Here is a 2332-nt window from a genome sequence, read left to right as displayed (position 1 = left end):
TGTAGGACCAGCGCTCGCACAGCACGCGCGGGAAATTGATCCAGGCGGAACCACGGATATGGTTGGCATTGGTCATCAGCGCGTGGCCGCCGAGATGTTTTTCGAAGATCCGCTCACAGACAGCGATCGATTCCTGCTGCGACATCGCGCTGAAGCCGAAAGCAGTCCAGGTCTGTTCGCTGCACTCGACGATGAACGTCGCGGTGTCGCTGTCGAACTGGTAGGCGTGCGCCCAAACCCAGCCATGCTCGGTCTTCTCGAAGATGAAGGTGAAGGCGTCGTCGAATTTCTGGTTGGTGCCGAGCCAGACGAACTTGCATTTGCGGGTGTCGATGTCGGGTTTGAAGATGTCGACGAAAGCGTTGCGCGCCCTGGAGTTGAGGCCGTCGGCCGCGACGACCAGATCATGCGTCTCCATGTAAGGTTTGGGATCGGCGATGTCGGTCTCGAACATCAGCTTGACGCCGAGTTCGCGCGCCCGGCGCTGCAGCAGGACCAGCAGCCGCTTGCGGCCGATGCCGCAGAAACCGTGACCTGACGAGACCGTGCGCACGCCGTCATGGATGACGGCGATGTCGTCCCAGTAGGCAAAGTGCTTCTTGATCCAGACAGCGCTGACCGGGTCGTTTTTCGACAGATTGTCGAGCGTCTCGGCCGACAGCACGACGCCCCAGCCGAACGTGTCGTCGGCGCGGTTGCGCTCGAACACCGTCACATCGTGCGCGGCGTCCCTCAGCTTCATCGAAATGGCAAAGTAGAGGCCAGCTGGTCCGCCGCCGAGAACCGCAACCTTCATGTCTGCGATCTCCTCTTCGCTTGCTGGAGTTCAGTATCGCGCCGGCGACAAGATATTTCAAGCTTAAAGTTTTATATCAAAACGATTGTCCTGACATGGCGAAAGCGCGCCTGCGTGTCATCGCGCAAGCGCGCTGCCGGATCACTTTTCCGGGTTCTTCGGGCTCCACAGCACCGTCTCGGCGTCCTTCTCATAGGCCATTCCGTCGGGATAGCTGATCGCTTCCAGCTGCAGCCCCCACGGCGCCTGGAAATAGAGGATGGTCTGGCCGGCCGCCGGCCCTTCCTTGACCGGCAGCGGCCCCATCCGCGTCTTGACGCCCTTGCCTTCGAGATAGGCTTTGGCGGCAGCGACGTCGTCGACATAGAAGGCGATGTGGAAGCCGCCAATGTCGCTGTTCTTCGGCGTCAGGTTCTTCTGGTCCGGTGCTGTGTATTTGAACAGCTCGATGTTCGAACCATAGCCGCAGCGCACCATGGTGACCTCTTCGATCACCGCCTTCGGGTCGACGCCCAGGAGATCCTGCATGAAGGTGCCCTTGTCGTCGGCGAACGGACCGAACGACATCGCCTTCTTGCAGCCGACCACTTCGGTGAAGAAGTCGACCGCTTGCTTCATATCGGGAACGGTGATGCCGGTGTGGTCGTGGCCGCGCATGCCCGGGATCGAATCCGCCGAGGCCATGCCGGCGCTGCCGAGCATCGTGGCGGCCAGCGTTGCAATTGCGATAGTGGTCTTCATGTCAGTCCTCTCCATTTGGCGGGACTTGGGTCTTTTGGTCGCACGCCCGAGGCCCGCTCTTCGGCGTGCGTATGCATTCATGTCGGCGCCTTGGCGGCGGAAGGAATGTCCAGCCAGTTCGCATCGATCTCGGGCAGCGGAATGGCCGCGATGAGATCGCGCGTGTAGGCCTGCTGCGGCTTGTCGAACAAGGCGTCGGTGGCGCTCGCTTCGACGATCACGCCTTCGCGCATGACGATCACTTGCCGGCACAGCCGCCGGATGACCGACAGATCGTGGCTGATGAAAGCGACGGTCAGCCCCATTTCCGCCGCCAGCTTTTCCAGCAGCGTCAGGATCTGCGCTTGCGTCGACACGTCGAGCCCTGAGACGATCTCGTCGGCCAGCACGAATTTCGGCGACAGCGCCAGCGCCCGCGCAATGCCGACGCGCTGGCGCTGGCCGCCCGATAATTCGTGGCGATAGCGGTTGGCGAAGCTTTGCGGCAGGCCGACGCGCTGCAGCGCCTCGGCAACGCGCGCCTTGAGATTGTCGCCGAGGCCATTTTGCTTGAGTGGCGCGGCGATAATGCTTGCAATGGTGCGGCGCGGGTTGAGCGACGACATCGGATCTTGGAAAATCATCTGCAGATTGCGCCGCAGTGGCCGCAGTTCCGCTTCCGGCAGATGCGTGATGTCGCGGCCGTCGTAAGTTATGCTGCCGGCGCTCGGTTCCAGCAACCGCACCAGAGCACGGCCGAGCGTCGATTTGCCGGATCCGGATTCGCCGACGATGCCGGTCACCGAGCCCCTGGGC

2 protein-coding genes and 1 pseudogene are annotated in these 2332 nt (G+C 62.0%); all 3 read right to left on the bottom strand.

The annotated features are described in order from the left end of the window. Positions 1 to 796: pseudogene (locus tag EN893_RS29625) on the bottom strand (bifunctional salicylyl-CoA 5-hydroxylase/oxidoreductase); the annotation flags it as partial. A 141-nt stretch (positions 797 to 937) separates the two neighbouring features. Further along, the gene (locus EN893_RS29620) at positions 938 to 1537 is read right to left on the bottom strand and encodes a VOC family protein (RefSeq protein WP_127272534.1); all 600 of its coding nucleotides are present in this window, start codon (positions 1535 to 1537) and stop codon (positions 938 to 940) included. 77 nt (positions 1538 to 1614) lie between these two features. After that, on the bottom strand, positions 1615 to 2332 hold a 718-nt coding region (locus tag EN893_RS29615; RefSeq protein WP_164901221.1), incomplete at its 5' end, for an ATP-binding cassette domain-containing protein.

This window comes from Mesorhizobium sp. M7A.F.Ca.CA.004.04.2.1 (assembly GCF_004022825.1).
Lineage (GTDB): Bacteria > Pseudomonadota > Alphaproteobacteria > Rhizobiales > Rhizobiaceae > Mesorhizobium.
The sequence above is the reverse complement of the archived record's forward strand: the minus strand, read 5'-3'. Positions and strand labels throughout refer to the sequence as shown.

Excerpts from the sequence above, each read along its gene's own strand:
- EN893_RS29620 (WP_127272534.1), bottom strand. The coding sequence starts at position 1,537 with ATGAAGACCACTATCGCAATTGCAACGCTGGCCGCCACGATGCTCGGC.